General features: G+C 57.2%; 23 protein-coding genes. 13 read left to right on the top strand and 10 right to left on the bottom strand.

Annotated features, from left to right (window positions below; genetic code table 11):
• The first annotated feature begins 111 nt into the window (after positions 1–111).
• The 9 genes from fabK (at position 112) to BQ5383_RS02650 (ending at position 8243) form a co-directional block, all read left to right on the top strand.
• Positions 112–1059, top strand: a complete 948-nt coding sequence (gene fabK, locus BQ5383_RS02690) for an enoyl-[acyl-carrier-protein] reductase FabK (RefSeq protein WP_071429226.1) — start codon at positions 112–114, stop codon at positions 1057–1059.
• On the top strand, positions 1047–1961 hold the full coding sequence (locus tag BQ5383_RS02685) for an ACP S-malonyltransferase (RefSeq protein ID WP_071429225.1): 915 nt from the start codon (positions 1047–1049) through the stop codon (positions 1959–1961). Before fabK ends, BQ5383_RS02685 begins: the two co-directional genes overlap by 13 nt.
• A gap of 14 nt (positions 1962–1975) precedes the next feature.
• Entirely contained in the window at positions 1976–2716 is a 741-nt protein-coding gene (gene fabG / locus BQ5383_RS02680; RefSeq protein ID WP_071429224.1) for a 3-oxoacyl-[acyl-carrier-protein] reductase, read from the top strand.
• A 168-nt stretch (positions 2717–2884) separates the two neighbouring features.
• A complete protein-coding gene (gene fabF / locus BQ5383_RS02675; RefSeq protein WP_071429223.1) occupies positions 2885–4120 on the top strand; it encodes a beta-ketoacyl-ACP synthase II in 1236 nt (411 codons plus the stop codon).
• A gap of 20 nt (positions 4121–4140) precedes the next feature.
• Positions 4141–4605 carry an acetyl-CoA carboxylase biotin carboxyl carrier protein gene (gene accB / locus BQ5383_RS02670; protein WP_071429222.1) on the top strand — a complete coding sequence of 155 codons (465 nt, stop codon included), beginning with the start codon at positions 4141–4143 and terminating at the stop codon, positions 4603–4605.
• An 18-nt stretch (positions 4606–4623) separates the two neighbouring features.
• Entirely contained in the window at positions 4624–5052 is a 429-nt protein-coding gene (fabZ, locus tag BQ5383_RS02665) for a 3-hydroxyacyl-ACP dehydratase FabZ (RefSeq protein ID WP_071429221.1), read from the top strand.
• A 45-nt stretch (positions 5053–5097) separates the two neighbouring features.
• On the top strand, positions 5098–6459 hold the full coding sequence (gene accC / locus BQ5383_RS02660; protein ID WP_071429220.1) for an acetyl-CoA carboxylase biotin carboxylase subunit: 1362 nt from the start codon (positions 5098–5100) through the stop codon (positions 6457–6459).
• Between the two features lie 105 nt (positions 6460–6564).
• Complete coding sequence (gene accD, locus BQ5383_RS02655; protein WP_071429219.1) at positions 6565–7449, top strand: acetyl-CoA carboxylase, carboxyltransferase subunit beta; 885 nt, start codon at positions 6565–6567, stop codon at positions 7447–7449.
• Positions 7449–8243 (top strand): acetyl-CoA carboxylase carboxyltransferase subunit alpha, encoded by a 795-nt coding sequence (locus BQ5383_RS02650; protein ID WP_071429218.1) that lies wholly within the window; start codon positions 7449–7451, stop codon positions 8241–8243. The genes accD and BQ5383_RS02650 overlap by 1 nt, the downstream gene beginning before the upstream one ends.
• Positions 8244–8546: 303 nt before the next feature.
• Here the strand turns inward: BQ5383_RS02650 and BQ5383_RS02645 are convergent, their stop codons facing one another.
• The 10 genes from BQ5383_RS02645 to BQ5383_RS02600 all read right to left on the bottom strand — a co-directional run bounded on the left by BQ5383_RS02645 (position 8547) and on the right by BQ5383_RS02600 (position 15054).
• Entirely contained in the window at positions 8547–9146 is a 600-nt protein-coding gene (locus tag BQ5383_RS02645; protein WP_071429217.1) for a LysO family transporter, read from the bottom strand.
• A gap of 1 nt (position 9147) precedes the next feature.
• Positions 9148–9432, bottom strand: a complete 285-nt coding sequence (locus tag BQ5383_RS02640) for a LysO family transporter (protein WP_071429216.1) — start codon at positions 9430–9432, stop codon at positions 9148–9150.
• 383 nt (positions 9433–9815) lie between these two features.
• The gene (locus BQ5383_RS02635; RefSeq protein ID WP_071429215.1) at positions 9816–10049 is read right to left on the bottom strand and encodes a DUF1653 domain-containing protein; all 234 of its coding nucleotides are present in this window, start codon (positions 10047–10049) and stop codon (positions 9816–9818) included.
• A 4-nt stretch (positions 10050–10053) separates the two neighbouring features.
• The gene (locus BQ5383_RS02630) at positions 10054–10770 is read right to left on the bottom strand and encodes an MBL fold metallo-hydrolase (RefSeq protein ID WP_071429214.1); all 717 of its coding nucleotides are present in this window, start codon (positions 10768–10770) and stop codon (positions 10054–10056) included.
• Entirely contained in the window at positions 10767–11129 is a 363-nt protein-coding gene (locus BQ5383_RS02625) for an arsenate reductase family protein (RefSeq protein ID WP_071429908.1), read from the bottom strand. Before BQ5383_RS02625 ends, BQ5383_RS02630 begins: the two co-directional genes overlap by 4 nt.
• 19 nt (positions 11130–11148) lie before the next feature.
• Positions 11149–11529 (bottom strand): YccF domain-containing protein, encoded by a 381-nt coding sequence (locus BQ5383_RS02620; protein ID WP_071429213.1) that lies wholly within the window; start codon positions 11527–11529, stop codon positions 11149–11151.
• 37 nt (positions 11530–11566) lie between these two features.
• The gene (locus BQ5383_RS02615; RefSeq protein WP_139193324.1) at positions 11567–12232 is read right to left on the bottom strand and encodes a 3'-5' exonuclease; all 666 of its coding nucleotides are present in this window, start codon (positions 12230–12232) and stop codon (positions 11567–11569) included.
• Between the two features lie 383 nt (positions 12233–12615).
• A complete protein-coding gene (mnmM, locus tag BQ5383_RS02610; protein ID WP_071429211.1) occupies positions 12616–13221 on the bottom strand; it encodes a tRNA 5-(aminomethyl)-2-thiouridylate-methyltransferase MnmM in 606 nt (201 codons plus the stop codon).
• A 151-nt stretch (positions 13222–13372) separates the two neighbouring features.
• On the bottom strand, positions 13373–14086 hold the full coding sequence (gene deoD, locus BQ5383_RS02605) for a purine-nucleoside phosphorylase (RefSeq protein WP_071429210.1): 714 nt from the start codon (positions 14084–14086) through the stop codon (positions 13373–13375).
• A 29-nt stretch (positions 14087–14115) separates the two neighbouring features.
• Positions 14116–15054 carry an AEC family transporter gene (locus BQ5383_RS02600; protein WP_083389790.1) on the bottom strand — a complete coding sequence of 313 codons (939 nt, stop codon included), beginning with the start codon at positions 15052–15054 and terminating at the stop codon, positions 14116–14118.
• Between the two features lie 385 nt (positions 15055–15439).
• Here BQ5383_RS02600 and BQ5383_RS02590 point away from each other — a divergent pair, with 385 nt between their 5' ends.
• The 4 genes from BQ5383_RS02590 (at position 15440) to BQ5383_RS02570 (ending at position 20817) form a co-directional block, all read left to right on the top strand.
• Positions 15440–16039: a pentapeptide repeat-containing protein gene (locus BQ5383_RS02590; RefSeq protein ID WP_071429208.1), complete on the top strand. Its 600-nt coding sequence runs from the start codon at positions 15440–15442 to the stop codon at positions 16037–16039.
• Positions 16040–16851: 812 nt separating this feature from the next.
• Positions 16852–18135 carry a response regulator gene (locus tag BQ5383_RS02580; RefSeq protein ID WP_071429206.1) on the top strand — a complete coding sequence of 428 codons (1284 nt, stop codon included), beginning with the start codon at positions 16852–16854 and terminating at the stop codon, positions 18133–18135.
• Complete coding sequence (locus BQ5383_RS02575) at positions 18132–19850, top strand: histidine kinase (RefSeq protein ID WP_071429205.1); 1719 nt, start codon at positions 18132–18134, stop codon at positions 19848–19850. The genes BQ5383_RS02580 and BQ5383_RS02575 overlap by 4 nt, the downstream gene beginning before the upstream one ends.
• On the top strand, positions 19837–20817 hold the full coding sequence (locus BQ5383_RS02570; RefSeq protein WP_071429204.1) for a substrate-binding domain-containing protein: 981 nt from the start codon (positions 19837–19839) through the stop codon (positions 20815–20817). Before BQ5383_RS02575 ends, BQ5383_RS02570 begins: the two co-directional genes overlap by 14 nt.
• Positions 20818–20878: the final 61 nt, after the last annotated feature.

The following is a 20878-nucleotide window of genomic DNA, read 5'->3' as shown; positions in this document are numbered from 1 at the left end:
AAAAACCGTGGAACCATTTTGACGTCACACGGTCTGAAAACCGGAGCAAAACTATATTTCAAATTGTTTGACGGGCCGTTGGAGCCCGCAGAAAAAGGAGCATCTGTCGTTATGATTAAAACACCTATCTGTGATCTTTTGGGTATCGAGTATCCGGTTTTCCAGGGCGGTATGGCCTGGATCGCCGACGCGTCTCTGGCGGCGGCTGTCTCCAATGGCGGTGGCTTGGGCATCATTTCCGCCATGAACGCCAACGGTGAATGGCTTCGGGGTCAGATCCGTGAGGCAAAAAAGCTGACCGACAAGCCCTTCGGCGTCAATATCATGCTCATGAGCCCTTTCGCTGACGAAGTGGCCAAGGTAGTGGTGGAGGAGGGTGTTCCGGTGGTCACCACCGGCGCCGGTAATCCCGCCAAATATATGCCCGCCTGGCTGGAAGCCGGCATCAAAGTGATCCCTGTCATCCCCTCCACCGGTATCGCAAAGCGGGTGGCTCGGGCAGGCGCAGCGGCGGTCATTGCCGAAGGCGGCGAGTCCGGCGGACATATCGGCGAGCTGACCACCATGGCGCTGGTGCCTCAGGTGTGCGATGCGGTGGATATCCCTGTCATCGCTGCCGGTGGTATCGCTGATGGCCGCGGCTTTGCTGCCGCTATCATGCTGGGCGCTGTGGGCGTCCAGATGGGGACCCGGTTCCTGGTAGCCCATGAGTGCAATGTCCATCCCAACTACAAGAAGAAGATCCTGGAGGCAGGGGATATCGACACCGCTTCCACCGGCCGCCGTCTGGGACATCCCGTCCGTTCTCTGAAAACCCCCTTCACCCGGGAGTATATGAAGAAGGAATACGATCCCAATGTCTCCAACGAAGAGCTGGAGGGCCTCGGAGCGGGTGCTCTGCGGAAAGCTGCTGTGGAGGGAGACGAGAAGGCGGGATGCTTCCTGGCCGGACAGATCGCTTCCATGGTCACAAAGGAGCAGCCTGCTGCTGAAATCATCACCGACGTCTGCACCCAGGCGGAGGAGATCCTGAAAGGAGCCTGCAAATGGGTAAGATAAGCTTCCTTTTTTCCGGTCAGGGGGCTCAGGTCCCCGGATTGGGCCGTCAGCTGGCAGAGCGTTCTCCCGCTGCCGCCCAGGTGTTCGCCCTGGCGGACAGTATCCGCCCCGGCACCTCCGCCCTTTGCTTTGAAGGGACCCAGGAGGAGCTGAATGTCACCATCAACACCCAGCCTGCCGTTTTCTGCGCTGATCTGGCGGCGGCGGACGCTTTGGTGGAAGCGGGTATCCGTCCCGACTTCTGCGCCGGCTTCTCCCTGGGAGAGGTGGCGGCCCTCACCTTTGCGGGAGCCTTTTCCCGGGAGGAGGGCTTCCGTCTGGTTTGCCGCCGGGCGGAGCTGATGCAGCAGGCAGCCCAGGAGAACCCTGGCGCCATGGCCGCGGTGCTGCGCCTTTCCAATGAGCAGGTGGAACAGCTTTGCGCCGGGATCGGCGGGCTGTATCCTGTCAACTATAACTGCCCCGGACAGCTGGTGGTGGCCGGCAGCCGGGAAGGGCTGGATGAGCTGGCCAAACAGGCCGCTCCCTTAAAGGGCCGGGTGATGCCTTTGGCGGTCAGCGGCGCTTTCCACAGCCCCATGATGGACTCCGCGGCAAAGGGCCTGGAGCGGTATCTGGAGGAGCATCCCATCTCTCTGCCGGAGATTCCCGTTTATGCCAACCTCAACGCCCAGCCTTACGGCAGCCGGGGCGCTGAACTGCTGGCCGCTCAGGTCCGCTGCCCCGTTCAGTGGCAGAAGACCCTGGAAAACCTGGCGGAAGCAGGCTGCGACACCTTTATTGAGGTGGGCGTTGGCAAGACCCTGGAGGGTCTGGTGAAAAAGACCCTTTCCGGCGTTACCGTCTGCCGGGTGGAAAACAGCGAGACCCTGGACGCGGCTCTGGCGCTGCTGAAAGGCTGAGGAGGAAAAATACGATGTTAAGCGGAAAAATCGCCCTGGTCACCGGAGGTTCCCGGGGACTGGGCAGAGAGATCGCACTGACTATGGCCCGCCAGGGAGCGGATGTAGCCATTGTCTATAACGCCAGCGACGCCGCCGCCCAGCAGGTGCAGCAGGAGATTGAGGCCATGGGCCGCCGGTGCTGCATTTATAAGTGTGATGTGGCGGATTTTGACGCCGCCAAGACCTTGACCGACACCGTCATCAGCGAGATGGGCGGGGTGGATATCCTGGTCAACAACGCTGGTATCGTCCGGGACGGCCTGCTGCTGTCCATGAAGGAGGAGGACTTTGACCGGGTCCTCAGCGTCAACCTCAAGGGAGCCTTCAACCTGACCAAGAGCCTGTACCGTCACCTGATGAAGCGTTCCGGGGCCCGGATCATCAACATTTCCTCGGTGGTGGGCCTTATGGGTAACGCCGGTCAGGCCAACTATGCCGCCGCCAAGGCGGGCCTCATCGGCTTTACCAAGTCGGTGGCCCGGGAGCTGGCGGCCCGTGGGGTCACCTGCAACGCCATTGCCCCCGGCTTTATTGAAACCGACATGACCGGCGCTCTCTCCGACAAGGTGCGGGAGGGCATCGCCGGACAGATCCCCATGAAGCGGATGGGCGCCCCCGCCGATGTGGCGGCTTTGGCCGCTTTCCTGGCTTCCCCTGCTGCCGGTTATATCACCGGCGAGGTGATCCGGGTAGACGGCGGCATGGCCATGTAACACGCTGTAAATGAGAAAAAAGAGAGCAGGATGCCTTCCTTTACCAGCTGGTGAAGGACCTGGGCCAGGCGTCTTTTCAGGCGCGGCTCTCCTTGAAATGGTAAATTCTTTATTTTCTCCCATGATTATTAATCGGGTGACTTCCCGAAGAACAGGAGCGTCAACAGCATGAGACGAGTCGTAATTACCGGTTTGGGGGCGGTTTCCCCCCTGGGTTCCACCGTGGAAAAGATGTGGAACGGCATGACGGAAGGCCGCTGTGCCATTGACAAGGTCACCCGGTTCGACACCTCCGCCCTCAAGGTACATCTGGCTGCCGAGGTGCGGGATTTCGATCCCCTGACCTGCATGGAAAAGGCGGATATCCGCAAGACCGACCTGTATGTGCAGTACGCCATGGGTGCCGCCACCCAGGCTATGGCCCAGAGCGGTCTGGAAGGAAAAATCGCCCCCGAGCGTTTGGGCGTGTACATTGGCTCCGGCATCGGCGGCATCCTCACCTTTGTGGCGGAGTGCGACAAGGTCCATGAAAAAGGCGTAGGCCGTGTCTCTCCCTTCTTTATCCCCATGATCATCTCCAATATGGCAGCGGGTAAAGTGGCCATGCGCTTCCAGGCCATGGGTCCCACCCTGCCTGTGGTGACCGCCTGCGCCACCTCCAGCCACACCATCGGTGAGGCCTTCCGGGCCATCGCACACGGCTATGCAGACGCCATCATCGCCGGCGGCTCCGAAGCCTCCCTGGCCCCCATGGCTATGTCCGGCTTTGCCAATATGCAGGCCCTCACCACCGCCGAGGACCCCACCCAGGCTTCCATCCCCTTTGACGCTCGCCGCAGCGGCTTTGTCATGGGCGAGGGCGCCGGTGTGCTGGTGCTGGAGGAGTATGAGCACGCCAAGGCCAGAGGAGCTGAGATCCTGGGAGAGATCTGCGGCTACGGCAACACCTGCGACGCTTATCACATCACCTCCCCCCGTCCCGATGCCCTGGGAGCAGCCAACGCCATCCGTCAGGCTGTAGCCGAAGCGGGCTTCGACGGCAGCGAGGAGCTGTACATCAATGCCCACGGCACTTCCACTCCCCCCAATGACCGCACTGAGACCCTGGCCATCAAATCGGCTTTGGGAGAGGATTGGGCCTACAAGGCTTCGGTCAGCTCCACCAAGTCCATGACCGGCCACATGCTGGGAGCCGCCGGGGCCATCGAGGCCATTGCCTGCGTCCTGGCCCTGCGGGAGGGAATCATTCCTCCCACCATCGGCTATCGGGAGAAGGACCCGGAGTGTGACCTGGATATCACACCCAATGAGGCGGTGCGGCGGCCTGTTACCGCGGCGCTGTCCACCTCCCTGGGCTTCGGCGGCCACAATGCCTGCCTGGCTCTGCGGAAGTTTGAGGAATAAGGGAAAGGAGCGAACCACTGATGGATCTGAACACTGTCAGAGAACTGGTACAGGTGCTGGAGGGCTCCACCCTCAGCGTTTTGGAGATCACCGAAGGCACAGAGAAAATCCGCCTGGAGAAGGGCCCCTGCGCCCCCCGGCTGATGGAGGCTCCCGCCCCCGCGCCGGTGTTTTCCGCTCCCGCGCCCGCCGCTCCGGCACCGGCAGCTCCTGCTGCCCCCGCTTCTCAGCCGGAAGCTCCCGCTGCCGCTGGTAAGGAAGTGCGCTCCCCCATGGTGGGAATGTTCTATGCCGCTCCCACCCCCGGTGCCGCCCCCTTTGTTTCGGTGGGGGACCGGGTGCATAAGGGAGATGTGCTGTGCATCATTGAGGCCATGAAGCTGATGAACGAGATCACCGCCGAGCAGGACGGAGAGATCACCGAGGTCTGTGTGGAGAACGGCGCGGTTGTGGAATACGACCAGCCACTCTTCCGCATCCAGTGAGGAAAGAAGGAGCCAGAGATGAATAAAGAAGAAATCAAGGGCATCCTTCCCCACCGGGAGCCGATGCTGCTGGTGGAGGAAGCGGAGGTCACCGGAGAGAACACCGCCGTTGGCCGCTATCATGTCCGGGGGGATGAATGGTTCCTCCAGGGACATTTTCCCGGTAATCCTGTGGTCCCCGGTGTGGTGCTGTGCGAGATGATGGCTCAGTCCTGCTGCGTACTGCTGGCAGGAAAGATCTCGGGGACCGCTACCCCCTATTTCACCAGCCTGGATAAGGTAAAATTCCGTCATCCCGTCCGCCCCGGAGATACCTTGCGGACCGAATGCACCGTCACCCGCAGCCGGGGGGCTTTCCATTTTGCCTCCGCCAAAGGCTATGTGGGAGACACCCTTTGCGTCAGCGCGGACTTTTCCTTCGCTCTGGTGCCGGAGGAGCAGAAATAAAAGCCTTTCAGGCCCTTTAGACGACACAACGGAGGAGGGATTCCCATGTTTTCCAAATTGCTCATCGCCAACCGCGGCGAGATCGCGGTGCGGATCATCCGCGCCTGTAAGGAGATGGGCATCTCCACTGTGGCGGTTTTTTCCACCGCTGACCGGGATGCCCTCCATGTTTCCATGGCCGATGAGAGCTACTGCATCGGCGGCCCCACGGTAGGGGAGAGCTACCTGAACCTTTCCGCCATCCTTTCCGCCGCCATTGTCAGCGGCGCTCAGGCCATTCACCCCGGTTATGGCCTTCTGTCGGAAAACCCCCGGTTTGCCCAACTGTGCGCCCAGTGCGGCATCGCCTTTATCGGCCCTTCCGCTGAGGTGATGCGCCGCATGGGAGATAAGGATGAAGCACGCCGCACCATGATTGCCGCGGGAGTGCCGGTCATTCCCGGCTGCGATGTGGTGGAGACGCTGGAAAAAGCCCGGGCGGAAGCGGAAAAGCTGGGTTTCCCCCTGCTGATCAAAGCCCGCTCCGGAGGCGGCGGACGAGGCATCCGTCTGGTCAACTCCATGGGGGAGTTTGACAACGCCTGGCAGACCGCTTCCAGCGAGGCGGCCAGTGCTTTCGGAGATGGAGCGGTGTATCTGGAGCGGTTCCTCTCTCCGGTCAAGCATATTGAGATGCAGCTGATCGCCGACCAGCAGGGAAATGTGGTTTGTCTGGGAGAACGGGAATGCTCCATGCAGCGGAAAAATCAGAAACTGCTGGAGGAAAGCCCTTCCCCGGTCATTACCCCCGAGCAGCGGGCGGAAATGATCCGGGTCTCCACCGCCGCTGCCAAAGCGGTGGGCTACGAGAACGCCGGCACCATTGAGTTCCTCTATGATAAAGAGGGCAACTTCTACTTTATGGAGATGAACACCCGTCTCCAGGTGGAACATCCTGTCACCGAGATGGAGACAGGGGTGGATCTGGTGAAATGGCAGATCCGGGTGGCGGCTGGGATGCCTCTGGGCTTTACCCAGGAGGACATTCAGCTCCAGGGCCATACCATTGAATGCCGTATCAACGCCGAGGACCCGGCTCACGGCTTCCGGCCCTGCTGCGGCACCGTTTCCTTCCTCACCTTCCCCGGCGGACCTGGGGTGCGGTTCGATACCGCTCTCTATCAGGGCTACGCCATCCCGCCCTTCTATGATTCCATGATGGGCAAGCTCATCGTTCATGGCAAGGACCGGGAGGAGGCCATCCGCAAGATGCAGGTGGCATTGGGTGATCTGGTGATTCAGGGGGTCACCCACAACAGCGCTTTGCAAATGGATATTCTCTGCGATCCCGAGTTCCGGGACGGCAGCTACCGCACCAACTTTATGACCAAAGCCAAATGGCAGTCCGGTTCATCCGGCGAACATTGACGGCTCTGAGAATAAACCGGCAGGAAAGGAAGAGAAGAGGGCGGTCCCCTTTGTCTCCTGCCTTGCCGGTCTGTTCCGGGCGTTGTCAGGAAAGGAGAGCTCCTGATGCTCAGTAAAAATATCTTCATGCGCCCCCGCAACGAGCTGGAGGAGGGGGACCAGCGTCCCGGCGCTCAGGAAGAACAGCGTCCTTCGGTGCCCGATGACCTGTGCGTGGCTTGCCCCAGCTGCAAAAAGGTGCTGTTTTCCAGCGATCTGGCGGAGAACCTCCACGTTTGTCCCAAGTGCGGCCATCACTTCCGTATGAGCCCCCGCCAGCGGATTCATCTCATTGCCGATGAGGGAAGCTTCCAGGAGCTGTTCCCCGCCGTGACCGGTGTGGACCCTCTCAGTTTCCCCGGCTATGAAAAGAAGCTCCAGGCTGCCCGCCTGGGGAGCCATGAGGAGGAAGGGGTGGTTTGCGGCGTCTGCACCATCGGCGGACACCTCACCTGTCTTTTTGTGATGGACCCCTTCTTTATGATGGGCAGTATGGGCAGCGCGGTGGGAGAGAAAATCACCCTGCTTTTTGAGTACGCAAAGGAATACCATTTGCCGGTGGTGGGATATACTGTCTCCGGCGGCGCCCGGATGCAGGAAGGGATCATTTCCCTGATGCAGATGGCAAAGACCAGCGGCGCCGTCAAGCGCCACAGCGATGCCGGGGGACTGTATATCGCCGTCCTTACCGACCCCACTACCGGGGGCGTTACTGCCAGCTTTGCCATGGAGGCGGACATCATCCTGGGAGAACCGGGGGCCCTCATCGGCTTTGCCGGGCCTCGGGTCATTGAACAGACCATCCGCCAGAAGCTGCCAAAAGGCTTCCAACGGGCGGAATTCCTCCAGGAAAAGGGCTTTTTGGATCTGGTTGCCCCAAGAAAGGAACAAAAGGAGCTGCTGGCCCGTTTGCTGGCGCTCCACAGCACCACAAAGGAGGAGGAAAAGTAATGGCGGCAGCGGCACAGCCTACAGCTTACGACCGGGTACAGGCTGCCCGGGCCAAGGACCGGCCCACCGGCCTTGACTATATTGAGCATCTTTTCACCGATTTTGTGGAGCTCCACGGGGACCGGCGCTTCGGAGATGATCCGGCGGTGGTTTGCGGCATCGCCCGGCTGGGGGACCGCCCTGTGACAGTCATCGCCCAGCAGAAAGGCCGGGACACCAAGGAGAAAATCGCCCGCAACTTTGGTTCCGCCCACCCGGAGGGTTATCGGAAGGCCCTGCGGCAGATGAAGCTGGCGGAGAAATTCCATCGCCCTGTCATCTGCCTGGTGGATACCGCCGGGGCCTATTGCGGCCTGGAGGCGGAGGAGCGGGGCCAGGGTCAGGCTATTGCGGAAAATCTCATGGAAATGATGACCCTCAAAACCCCCATTATCTCCATTCTCATTGGAGAAGGCGGCAGCGGCGGCGCTCTGGGTCTGGCGGTGGCCGACGAAGTGTGGATGCTGGAAAATGCCGTTTACTCCGTCATCTCTCCGGAAGGCTGCGCCAGTATCCTGTGGAAGGACCCCTCCCGTGCCCCTGAGGCTGCTGAGTGTCTCCAGGTGACCGCCCGGCAGCTGTTTGAGAAAAAGATTGCCGACAAGGTCTTTACCGAGCCCCGGAACCGGGAACGGCTTTACGCTCTTTTGGGAGAAAAGCTGGAAAAAGCCCTGGCGAAGTACAGCGCCATGGACCCGGAAAAGCTGACGGAACGGAGATATCAGCGGTTCCGCCGGTATGGCCGGACAGAATAAGAGGTTGCAGCAGATATAAAAGCGTCCCCTGTGAGCTCAGCCGAGCTCACAGGGGACGCTTTCCATATCTTTGAGAAAAGCAGACAGAGGCCGCTGGGAACCAATCGCCAGCGGGGAAAAAGCGATCCATACCAGGGCTTGAATCAAGCTCCATCCCATCCATTTGTTCTCTCAAATCCAAATGGCGCAAATGAAATGGCGGGGGAAGGCTTCATGAACTCACCACGCATCCAGTGCTCAGGAGGCGGAGGAAGAAGTCCTTTCTGGCAAGGGCTTTCAAATCTTTCTTCCCCTGTGTCCCTTTTACAAAAAGCGGTAACAGGCCCGGATGAGAAAGGGCACCAGGGCGGAGCAAAGAACACCGTTGAACACCGACAGCACCACGGTTTCCTCGTTGGTATAACGGATCATCATGGGCAGAGTGGTGTCCTCACTGGTGGCTCCGGCGGGAGCGATACAGGTGTAAAAATTCAGATGACGGGATACCCAGGGAATACTGAAAAAGGACAGAATCTCCCGCAGCAGATTGCTTAGAAAGGTAATGCTGCCCAGGTGAGCTCCGGCCATTTCAGTGAGCATGACGCCGGAAAGACTGTACCAGCCCAGACCGCTGGCAATGGCGGTTCCCTGATTGACAGGCAGCCCGGTAATCAGGCTGCAAACAAGGCCGCCGGCCAGAGAGCCTGCCACTACTCCCGCAGGGATCACCAGTACCCGCAGCTGATAACTGCGTATTCTGCGGAGAACATCCTTGTTCAGGCCCACACTGATCCCCACCAGAAACATCAGCGCGTACAGCACCAGCTGGCTGTTTTGAGTCAGCAGGCTCACAGGAGCCAGCTGCAATCCGGAAAGTCCATACAGGATGCCTCCCAGCAGAGCAGCCACAGCGATCCAGACCATATCAGTTCTCCTCCTTTTTCTCTTCGTCCTGCTTCCAGCGGCGGGTCATCAGAAAGACCACCACGCCGGAAAGAGCAGCAGGCACCAGAGCGAACAGCAGACTTTGCCAGCCGATGACTGTCAGCTCCTGAAGAAAGTTTTCCCGCTGTCCCAGCATCACTCCCATGGAGAAGATCAGCAGGGCGGTACACACCACCTGGAGGGTTTCGTTTTGTTTTTTAAACCGTTCCGGGAACCATTTCGCGCCGATGAGCACTCCTGCCAGCATCACCAGGATCACATCCATCTTTTATGCCTCCGTGACAAAAAAATACGGCCCCTCCAGTTTTCGGAAGGGACCGAACTTCCAAACAAGGGTTATTGTAGCAAATCCCCGTGGCAACGTCAAGGCAAAGACCAACGGCAGAGGATAGAGAATATGTTTGGGAGCTGTATTGATTTTTTATGAGTTAATTCCAACTCGCCGGGACGCCGAACCGGTAATCATCGGATATCCCGGAGAAGCGCAGGGCGCTTTTGGACATGACCCGCAAAAGAGCGCAGGCTGTTTGAAAGGGTACGGAGCAGGTAATTTGATATCCTGAAAAAAGTTTCGGCTGCTTCCATCCATTTTCAGAGGAAACGGTGGACCATATTGAAAGGGAAAAACAAAATCCTTCCCGGCAGCGTTTACAGGGAAGACGCTTCCTCTTCCAACAGCAGAAAACGGGGCTGGACCTTGCCGTCCCGCTCCACTGTTTCCGCCCACATGGAGGCTGGACGAACCCACAGTCCCCCTTCTCCATACAAGGGACGGTAGACTACCATCCATTCCTCGGTTTCAGAGTGACGGGCCAGCCCCAGCACCTGATATTCCTTGCCCTTGAAATGCCGGTACCGGCCGGGACGAATGTCATATTCCATGGTGTCAACCACCTTCCAGCACAATTTTTTGTCCCCGATGCTCCAGCTTCACCAGCCCTCGGGAAAGCAGAGGCCATTGGGGAGACTGCTCCATGGCGGCGAAGATGCCGTATTTTTCCCAGAAATGCATGGGAACCCAGGCGGACGGTGAGACCTTTTCCAGAAAATATTCCGCCCCCCACAGCTGCGTTCTGCCCAGACGGGGGTCTACCGGAAGAAAAGCCAGATCAATTTTCCTTCCCGCCAATAAGTCTACCTGGCGGCGGTAGCTGCGGCCCATTTCTTCATTCCATTCCTCCGGTTCTCCGTCCCAGTGCCACCAGTTGAGGTCCCCGGCATGGTAGATGGTATTGCCGTCACATTCCACCACGAAAGCCACTCCCTGGTCGGTGGAGCGCAGGGCGGTGATCGTCAGCCCGTTTTCCTCCACAGTCAATCCCGGCGGAACGGTCTTTGCTTCCTCCCTGGGGGGAATATCGTCTCCCAGATAGAGGGAAATATCAGGATACTGCCGTTTCCACTCCAGAATGATGGGATTAAAATGGTCATGATGGTTGTGGGAAGCAAACACCGCCATGGGCTTGTCCCGAAGCAGCGCCGGGGTCACCGCCCCTTGCTCCAGAGTTCCGCCCCGGGGCAGGTCTATGTAATAGTCAAACACCAGCAAATGGTTTCCCGTGTCCACCGCAAAGCCGCTGTGCTGCAAATACCAGATGGTCATGGGGCCTCCTGTTCCAGCAGGGACTGCCACTCCGCTTCCCGGAAACCGACGCAAACGCCACGGGCCCCCACCAGCAGGGGACGGCGGACCAGCATTCCATCGGTGGAAAGAAGCTCCAGCTGTTCCTCCTCGCTCATCTGAGGCAGACGGGCTCCCAGCTCCATGGAGCGGTACAGCTGTCCGCTGGTATTAAAAAACCGTTTCAGGGGCAGACCGGAACGGTTCCAAAAATCCCGCAGTTCTTCCACTGTGGGATTCTCGGTGCGGATATCCCGCAGGGTACAGGCGACGCCCCGGGCGTCCAGCCACTGTTTTGCTTTTTTGCAGGTGCTGCAGTTAGGGTGCCAAATCAGTACCATAGTAAAAATTTCCTCCATTTCAGTGGAATCCAACGCAGCCTTCCACCACCGACGCGCCGAAGGGCATCAGGGCCAGCTTAGCCATCTTGAAGCATTGCAGGCCGAAGGGGATGCCGATGATCGTGATGCAGAAGACAACACCGTTGATGGCGGCTCCCAGCGCCAGGGGGATGCCGCTGATAATCAGCCACAGGATGTTCAGCAGCAGGGAGCCCACGCCGCCGCCGTAAACCACTTCCTTACCGAAGGGGAAAAAGGCCAGCTTGGCAAATTTGAAGCATTGCAGCCCGATGGGGATGCCCACAATGGTGATGCACCACAGACAGCCGGCCAGCAGCCAGCCCAGCCCCATCCAGAGCCCTCCAAACACGAACCACAGAGCGTTTCCAAGGCAACCCATATTTTTCTCCTCTCATAAAGCGTTTATTTGATTCATTTTATTCGCTCAGGGTGGCAAAAGCGTCCCCAAACAGGTCTCCCAGGGTGGTGACAGGGGCCTTTTCCACCCCCATCAGCTGTTTGACCAGTTTGGTGCGCTGCGCAAAAGCCTCCTTGTCATGAACCAGAGTGAGCAGGGAAGCGGAGTTTTCCGCATCGTCGGCAGCGCTGTGTTCCTTGCCGGAAAAGTCCTGCTCCACCGAGCCGATAGCGTTTTTCAGGGACAGGCGGGAACGCTTGGACAGGCCCATCAGCCGGGTGTAGATCCGCTGAAAGTCCATCCAGCGGCGGAACTGCTTGGGCAGGCCGTCGGGATAGATCCCCTTGGCGGTGCATTCTCCCACCAGCTGCCGACGGTCACTGTCGCTCCAGGCATAGATCCGGCAGGGCTCCTCCCCGATCCACTCAATAAATTCCGCCAGGGCTTCCGGCAGGTCTTTGGCCCCCTGCACATCCTCCCCGGTGATGCCGGTGATCTCGGTGGTGCGGGGGGTGATGTCCGCAAGGACAGGATGAACGTAGCGGGAATATTTGCCCACCTGCTGATATTGCTCGTTGAGTTTTACAGCGCCGATCTCAATGATCTCGCTGCGATATACCGCCCTGGCTTCTGTATTCTTTTTGGGAATGGGGTTCATTTCAAAGTCCACAAAAATATGCTGCATGGTGCTGATGTCCTTTCTGTGCTTTTCCCCGGATTGTGGCGGGAGATAGGAAAAAGCCGCCACCAAAGGAATTCTCGCCGGAGCAAAGTCTTTCCGATACGATCCCCTGGTGAGGGATAATCCGTTCTGTTTTCCTGCACCGGCTTTCCTGTGTTACCATTCTATGCAGGCAGGGATGATGTTCAGTTTACAAACAAAAACGGTTTACGGCTGTTCTGGCAGATAACTTTACAGCGTTCAGGACAAGACAGGAAAGCGGGCTGCCGTTCCCTGAGGGGGACAGGAGGAGCCGTCCCTGATCTTGTGCCTTTCGGGCCTATTGTACCATAAAGTGGGACAGGAGAAAAGCGTCAAAAAAAGTCGTTGTTTCCCTTTTTTTCCTGTTACAGCAGCGGCAGCCCCTCCTTACCCCCGGCTTTGGCCTGGGGGCCCCAGATAAAAACAGGGATGGGTGGGTCATTGGGCCGGTTGGCGAAGCAGGAGACAAGGACGGTAAAGCGGCGGTCGTCAATGGTTTCCAGAAATTCCAGCAAAGCATCCCGTTCCTCATAGCCGCAGTCCCGGCCATAGTAGATGCACAGACTCATGACGCCGTCGGGTTTGAGCAGCTCCAGCCCCTGGGTGATGGCGGGGATACTGGTCTGTGCCCGGGTAAAGATCTGATGGCTGCCGCCGGGGAGCCAGCCAAAATTGAACACCACGGCATCGGCGGTGCCGGGGGAGGCGTACCGGGAAAGATTGCTGTGGCTGTCCAGTACCACCTCCACCCGGTCTGCCACACCTTCTGTCTGGATGAGCGCTTTGGTCGCTTCCACCGCCTGAGGCTGAATGTCCATGGCCAGTACCCGGCCTTGGGGCCCCGCCAGCTTAGCCAGGAAAACGGTGTCCCGTCCCTTACCGGCAGTGGCGTCCACACAAAAGGCGCCGGGACGAATATGAGCGGCCAGAAAACGATGGGCAAGGCCCAGGGTGTTGAGAGGAAAATCCATGATATGCTCCTTTCTGCAAAAGGGCCCAGCTCCTCATTCAAAAGGGCTGGGTAAGAAAATAGCGGGCCTCCGGGGATGTCCGCCGGAAGTGCCCGCCAAGTAATTTCGGCTTTGGCCCTTTCTTTTCCGTCAGGTGGAAAGGCCGAAGCTGTCATTCCGACAGCGCCGTATCCAATGCCAGCTGGATCATATTGCCGAAGCTGGTCTGCCGCTCCTCAGCGGTCAGAGCCCGGTGCTCATCCCCGATAATGTCGGAGATGGTGAGGATGCCCAGCGCCCGCTTGCCCAGCCGGGCAGCGTTCATATACAGGGCGGCGCATTCCATTTCGGTGCACAGTACCCCCATGGAACGCCATTTTTCCGCACTGTCGGGGTTGGCGTCATAGAATACATCGGAGGAGCAGACGTTGCCGATCTGGCAGCGGAGCCCCTTGCTGTCGGCCACAGCAGCGGCTTTCCGCAGCAGGCGGAAGTCTCCGATGGGGGCAAAGGCTCCGGGAAGACCATACTGGGCGGCATAATTGGAATCGGTGCAGGCGCCCTGAGCCAGGACGATGTCTCCCAGATCCAGCTGAGGCTGGAGGGCTCCGGCGGAGCCTACCCGGATGATCTTTTCCACATCATAGAAAGCAAACAGCTCATAGCTGTAGATGCCGATGGAGGGCATCCCCATGCCGTGGCCCATGACCGATACCGGCTGTCCCTGCCAGGTGCCGGTATACCCCAGCATTCCCCGAACCTGATTGAAGCAGACGGGATTTTCCAGATAATTTTCCGCGATAAATTTAGCCCGGAGAGGATCGCCAGGCATCAGAACGGTGGAGGCGATCTGCCCCTTTTCCGCGTTGTTGTGAGGTGTAGACATGAAAAAACTCCTTTCTATCTCAGGGGCGGTCACAGCAGCCCCAGGGTCAGCAGAATATAGATGAAAACAAACAGGGAGAAAACCGAGAAACAGGTGGAAAAGACCACGATCTGTCCCGCCAGCTGGTCGTCCGCCCCGGCGTTATAGGCCATGATGTGGGAGGTGACTGTGGTGGGAGAACCGAAAAGGATCAGCAGCGAAAGAAGCTCCAGCTGCCGGAAGCCCAGAGCCACCGCTATGGGAATAAAGATCAGCGGCAGCAGCACCAGCTTGCCCAGACAGCAGATAAACAGCTGCCGGCGGCTGCGGCGCAGGGCCTCAAAGCGGAAGCTTCCCCCCAGCACCAGCAGGGACAGGGTAGTGGCGGTAGCGGCTACATCATCCACCACCGTTTCCACCAGAGCAGGCAGGCGAATGCCGGTGAGAAGCATCAGCAGCGCCAGCACAGAGGCCAGGATCAAAGGATTGGTGACAATGCCCCGGATGATCCGGCGGATATCCGGTTTTTTGTCGGAATAGATCTCCAGCGCGATGACCGACAGGGCGTTGAACATGGGGGCCACCACTGTGGAGAGCATGGCGGTGATGCCAAGGCTCTGGCCGGGATACATGGAAGCAGCCAGCCCCATGCCCAGCACCACAAAGCTGGAACGAAATGTTCCCTGGATCATCACTCCCCGTTTGGCGGGGTCCGGCTCGATACGGGGGATGATCAGCACCAGCAGCAGGAAAATAGCCGCAATGGACACCGCGCCGAACCCCAAAATCCGCAGATCCAGCACCTGATGGGGATCGGTGGTATAGATGTTATAAAATACCAGGGCCGGCACCAGCACATCGAAGGCCAGCTTATTCATCTTTTTGCAGCCGGATTCGTCCACGATCCCGATGACCCGCAGTCCACAGCCCAGGGCGATGATGAGAAAAACCGGCATAACAATGTTGAAGGTTGTGATAAAGGTGTTCAATCAATCATCTCCCATGTCGGGCGGCGGAGACATTTCGAAAACCGCGAGGCCGTATCTTGAACCTATTGTAGCATTTTTTTCTCTCCTTCGCTACCACTATTTAGTCAGGATGACAAAAAAATCCCTTTGACCATTGCGGGAAAAAGGCAAAAAAGATATGATAGGTTCAGAGAAGTGATTTACCGTCAGGAAATAGTTGGGAAAAATGGCAAAGCATCCGGCGGCGGAAGGAATAAAATTTGGGGGTCTGCTCAGATGAAAAATTACATGGACAGCAGAGAAGGAGCAGGCGCCCGGCCCTTGCTTTTCTCCGCTGTGGCTTTGGGGCTCCTTTGGTGAGGACATATGCCGTTCAAAGCCATATGAAAAGGGAGGAATCAAACAGATGGCCGATTTGATTCGGGAGGAATACAGCACTTTTTCACCGGAGCATCCGGTGCCTGAAACCATGGAAGGGGCCCGTTTTTATCATTGTGTCTTCCGGGGGCTGGAGCTGGAGGAGATACAGTGGAAAAATTGCGTCTTTGACAGCTGCCTTTTTCCTTTCACCCGGTTCAGGGGAGGTGTGCTGGAGCAGTGCGGGCTGCTCAACTGTGTGTTTGAAAACAGCGTCTTTTTCAATACCACCCTCATCCGCTGCAAATGTACCGGAAGTAATTTCTCCGGGGCCAAACGAACCGCTCTTACCTTTCAGGGCGGCGATTATTCCTATTGCTCCCTGGAGCAAAGTGTTTTTCGCAAGGCTGATTTGTCCGGTGTGATTTTCCGCTGCGCAGACCTGCGGCAAAGCGATCTGCGTCAGGCGGATCTCACCGGCGCTGATCTCACTTCGGCGCTGCTCCAGCAAACAGATTTGACCGGAGCGGATTTGAGGGAAGCGAAGGTGGAGGGAGTAGACTTCCGTCAGATCAAAATGAAAAATACCCGCATAGGATTGGAACAAGCGGTGGAGATCGCCCGGTCCATGGGGTGCGTTTTGGAATGAAAAATGATGGGAGAGCCGACAGCAGGGAAGGGCACGTTTTGCCCTTGGTGTACGGTGAACCGTGTTTTACTTTCCTGAGAGACTGCCGCTTCAGTTCAGACAGAGGAGCATGATTTCCCAAAAAGTCTGGGGCCGGAAACAGGGACAGTAAGCTGCTTGTATAGAGACGAGAAATGTATGAAATTGAGCAGTTTAAAAAGTTGATTTTAAACAGCCAATAACAGCGCTCAACATTTTTCTTCAGGTATAGGCAGGGAGATATTGTTTGCCAAAAGTGAGAATTCCTATGGAAGCGTGACTAAGTTTTCGATAAATGAAAAGAAATATTTGTATAATAATTATAAATCTGTTATAATTAAAAAACAGAAGGCTAAAATTAAAAAGAACATCCACAGAAGAAAAAGGGACTGCTGTTTCCTCCGCCGCGGGGATGAGCAGGAGGTGGAAATATGGACTGATGCAACCTCTCCATACCGCCTTTGGGAACGGGCTTTTATCAGCGTTTGCCGTACCGGTGTTTCTTCTGCAGGGCGGAAAGACTTTTCGCGGGCCCTTTTGGGAAACCCGTCAGAGCTTTTGTCATCGCAGATATTCCGTGGTTTTCAGAGAATTGTCTGAGCACCGGGGTGGTTTCGGTCAGGTGGGGACAAGCTTTTTGAGAAAAATCCGGGAAAAGTGACATTGTCCCACTTGCTTTCGGTCCGTTGGGCAGAAGAGAGGGGCTGCGCAAGCGGGGATGCTTTTGTTTTGAGAAAAGGCTGGCGCCTTTGCTTTTTGATCTGTTATCCAGCAAAGAAAGGATAGGTACCGTGATGGCTGCAAAGACATTGTACACCGTGATTGTTGCCGATGATGAGGATGAACTCAGAGAGGCCGTGTGCGCGATGATCCCCTGGCGGGAGCTGGGCTTCTGCCTGGTGGGCGACGCCAGCAACGGGTTGGATGCCCTTCAGCTGGTGGAGAAGCATGAACCGGATCTGCTGCTGACCGATATCCGGATGCCTTTTATTTCCGGTATCGAGCTGGCACGGCAGGTGCGGGAAATCTGCCCTGCCACCAATATCGCTTTTCTCAGCGGCTATGACAATTTTGAATATGCCAAACAGGCGATCCGCTATAATATCATCAGCTATATGCTCAAGCCCCTGACCATGGAGGGCCTTGCGGCGGAGCTGAAAATCATCCGGCAGAAGATCGACGACCAATTCGCCATGTTCCGTCAAACAGCGCCGAAAACCGGCGAGCAGGACCGGTGTGCCGCCATGCTGATGCCTCTGGTGCTGGATGATTATGCTGAACCGGCAGATAATTCCCAGGCGGAGGCCTATGCCGAGCAATGTGGTCTGCTCCGGGACCTGGATTATAAGCCCTCCTATACGGTGATGGTTTCCACCCTTTTCAATGAAAAGGGCGTCAACTGCACAACCCCGGCCTTTGCCGCTTCGGTGAATACACTGGCGGCGAAGTATTTGCGCAGTGTCAGCTTTTTGGCCTCCGGCAAGGTGATTTCCGTGCTGCTGGGGAATCCATGGGATTTTAACGACTACCTCCACATTTTGGCCGACGAGCTGCCTCAGATGGCTTCCCGTGTGCTCCACAAGCGCTGCCGCATCGGCGTCAGCCGTGAGGTGAGTTCTCTGACCCAGCTCCATGGGGCTTACCGGGAAGCGATGGAGGCAATGCGGCAGGGGGATACCGCTGAAAGCGGGGCACAGTTTATCGGAGGTATCGCTCCGGCAGTCAAGGGCGGCCCCTCCCTTTGCAAGAGGGCGCTGGAAACGCTGGATCAGCACTATATGGACGCGGATCTTTCCTTGGTGTCCCTCAGCGGGATGCTGGATGTCAGCCCCAACCATTTGAGCGCCTGTATCAAAAAATACGCTGGGGAAACCTTTATCAACATCCTCATCCGCAAACGGATGGAGGCAGCACGGGAGCTGCTGGTAGGCTCACCGCTGAAGATCCAGGAAATCTCCCAGCGGTGCGGCTATACCGATCAGCACTATTTCAGCTATTGCTTTAAAAAATACTGCGGCGAATCACCCAACGCCATGCGCCGCAGGCTGGATCAGGAAAGGGCGGGTGAGAAGAATTGAAAGGCGGAGGCGCCCGCACCGGCCTGCGGATCACCACCATTCTGGTATCCATGGTGGTGGGGGTCGTGGCGATCATCCTGTGCTGCTGTATCATGCTCTTTCTCAACCGATACCGCAGCGCCATGGTACAGAGTGCCCGGACCAGCAGTGCCCAGGCCGTTTCTCAGGTGTCCAACACAGTGGGCAATTATCTGCGGGATATGGAACAGGCCATGGATCTGGTGGAACAGTCCATGCAGGAAAGTGAGGACAGCCGCAATGAGCTGCTGTCCGCTTTTTTGAGATTTCGGCCCGATGTGGTGGCGGTGACGACCTATTCCCCCAGCGGCGTACTGCTGGATTGCTGGTCCCTGGGACGCCAGCCCCGGGAAGAGATTTTTGAAAATCTTTCTTTCAGTATCGAACGGGCCCGCTCCTCCTCCTCTGCCTATATGACCGCCCCCCATGTGGAAAGTATTTTTGAGGGATATTACCCCTGGGTGGTCACCATGACCGCCCCCCTTTCTCCGGGAGGCAGAGCCGCTTGGGCATCGCTGGATCTCAGTTTTTCCCGCATTTCCAGTTATATCAACAACGTCAGCATCGGTCAGCGGGGCTATTGCTTTTTGGTGGACAATAACGGCAATATCGTCTACCATCCTCAGCAGCAGCTGCTGTACTCGGGGCTGAAATCTGAAAATACCCAGGTACTGGCCCAGCTGGAGGATAATGTCTATGTGGATGACACGGTCATCTATTGCGTCACCAGTGTGGAAGGCAGCGACTGGCGGGTGGTAGGCGTCAGCTATGTGGATGAGCTGGTCAACCGCAATGTGACGGAGATGATCCATCTGTCCATTGTCCTTGCCATTGTTGTGCTGGCGGCGGCACTGCTGACCAGCTGGCTGCTGTCCCGCCTGCTGGGGCGGCCCCTGAGGGGACTGGCGGCGGCAATGGAAAGCTTTGAGGAGGATGCCGATCACTTTACCTACCGGCCGGTGGGGGGCACCCGGGAGGTGCAGGAGCTGTCCAGTTCCTTCGGCCATATGGTGCTGCGGATACAGGAGCTGATGTCCACTGTGCGCCAGGAGGAGATCAACCTGCGCAAGACGGAGCTGAAGGCTTTGCAGGCACAGATCAATCCCCATTTTCTCTATAATACCCTGGATTCCATCGCCTGGATGTGCGAACGGGGGCGCAACGCTGATGCTGTCAAAATGGTGCACGCCCTGGCACGGCTGTTCCGCATCAGCATCAGCAAGGGCCATGAGCTCATTCCCATCGCCAAGGAGATCGAACACGCGGAAAGCTATCTGCAGATCCAGAAATACCGCTATAAAAACCAGTTTACCTATGATTTTGATGTGGACCCGGAGTGTCTGGAATATTTGTGCAACAAGATCACGCTCCAGCCCATTATCGAGAACGCCATCAATCATGGTCTGGACCTGCTGGTGGATGAAGGAAATATCCATGTCAGTGTCCACCAGGATGGGGACGATATTGTGTTTCGTGTGGAAGATAACGGTGTCGGCATGAGCGAGGAACAAATTCAGGCCATTATGGAGCGGGGTCCCAAGGACCGTACCGGTATCGGCATCAAAAATGTGAACGACCGGCTGAAAATCTATTTCGGCAAAAAATATGGACTGCATATTACCAGCGAGCTGGATGTGGGTACCTGTGTTGAAATACGGATGCCCAAGGTACGGGAGGGAGACTATGAAGCAAAATAGGAGATTGATCCTTTGCGCTGTGCTGCTCCTTTTTAGCTGCCTTTGGGGCTGCGGAACAGCTGCGGTCTCCTCCACACAGCATAGGGTGGCGCTGGTGGCCAAATCTACGGAAACGGAATTTTGGCTGTCGGTTTTTGCGGGAGCGGAAGCGGCCGCTACAGAATACAACATCAAACTCAGTATTATCGGTCCGGAAACAGAAGAGGACTATGAGACCCAGAATCAGATGGTAGCCGACGCTGTAGCGGCGGGGGCGGAAGCGCTGGTCTTTTCCGCCATTGATTATGAGAATAACGCCGCGGCTATTGATTCCGCCGCCAAAGCCGGGGTCAAGATCGTGGCCATCGACAGCAACGTGGCCTCTGAAGCGGTGAGCACCTATATCGGCACTAACAATTACGCTGCCGGTCAGATGGCGGCTCAGGCTGCCCTGGAGCGGGTGGAAGGACCGCTGAAAGTAGGAATTGTCAACTACGACATCAGCAGCGCCAACGGGCAGGAACGGGAGCAGGGTGCTGTGGATGCCTTTACCCAAAGCGGCCGCGCTGAGATCGCAGGAGTTATCAATACCCTGGCGGAGGCTTCCTATGCCCAAGAGGATACCTCCACCCTGCTGGAGAATTTTCCGGACATCAATGTGCTGCTTGCCTTCAATGAACCCACCAGTGTGGGTGCGGCAAAGGCGGTGGAGAAGATGGGCCTTTCGGAGGAGATATTCCTGGTGGGCTTTGATTCCAATGTGGTGACCATCGACGCTCTGCAGGAAGGATCGGTGGATGCTCTGATTGTGCAGAATCCTTATGCCATGGGCTATCTGGGGGTGGAGAGCGCCTATAAACTGCTCACGGGACAGGGGGGAAATTTGGAGCGGACAGTGGATACTTCCACACAGATTGTTGACAAAAGCAATATTTTTACCATGGACAGCCAAAAGGCGTTATTCGCCTTTGAACAACAGTGGGATTGAATATTTTGCACAAATGTTATCCTCCAAGTTTGAGAACATTATTTTATTCACATAATTTTTT

The sequence above is a fragment of the Angelakisella massiliensis genome, from assembly GCF_900104675.1.
Lineage (GTDB): Bacteria > Bacillota > Clostridia > Oscillospirales > Ruminococcaceae > Angelakisella > Angelakisella massiliensis.
The sequence above is the reverse complement of the archived record's forward strand: the minus strand, read 5'-3'. Positions and strand labels throughout refer to the sequence as shown.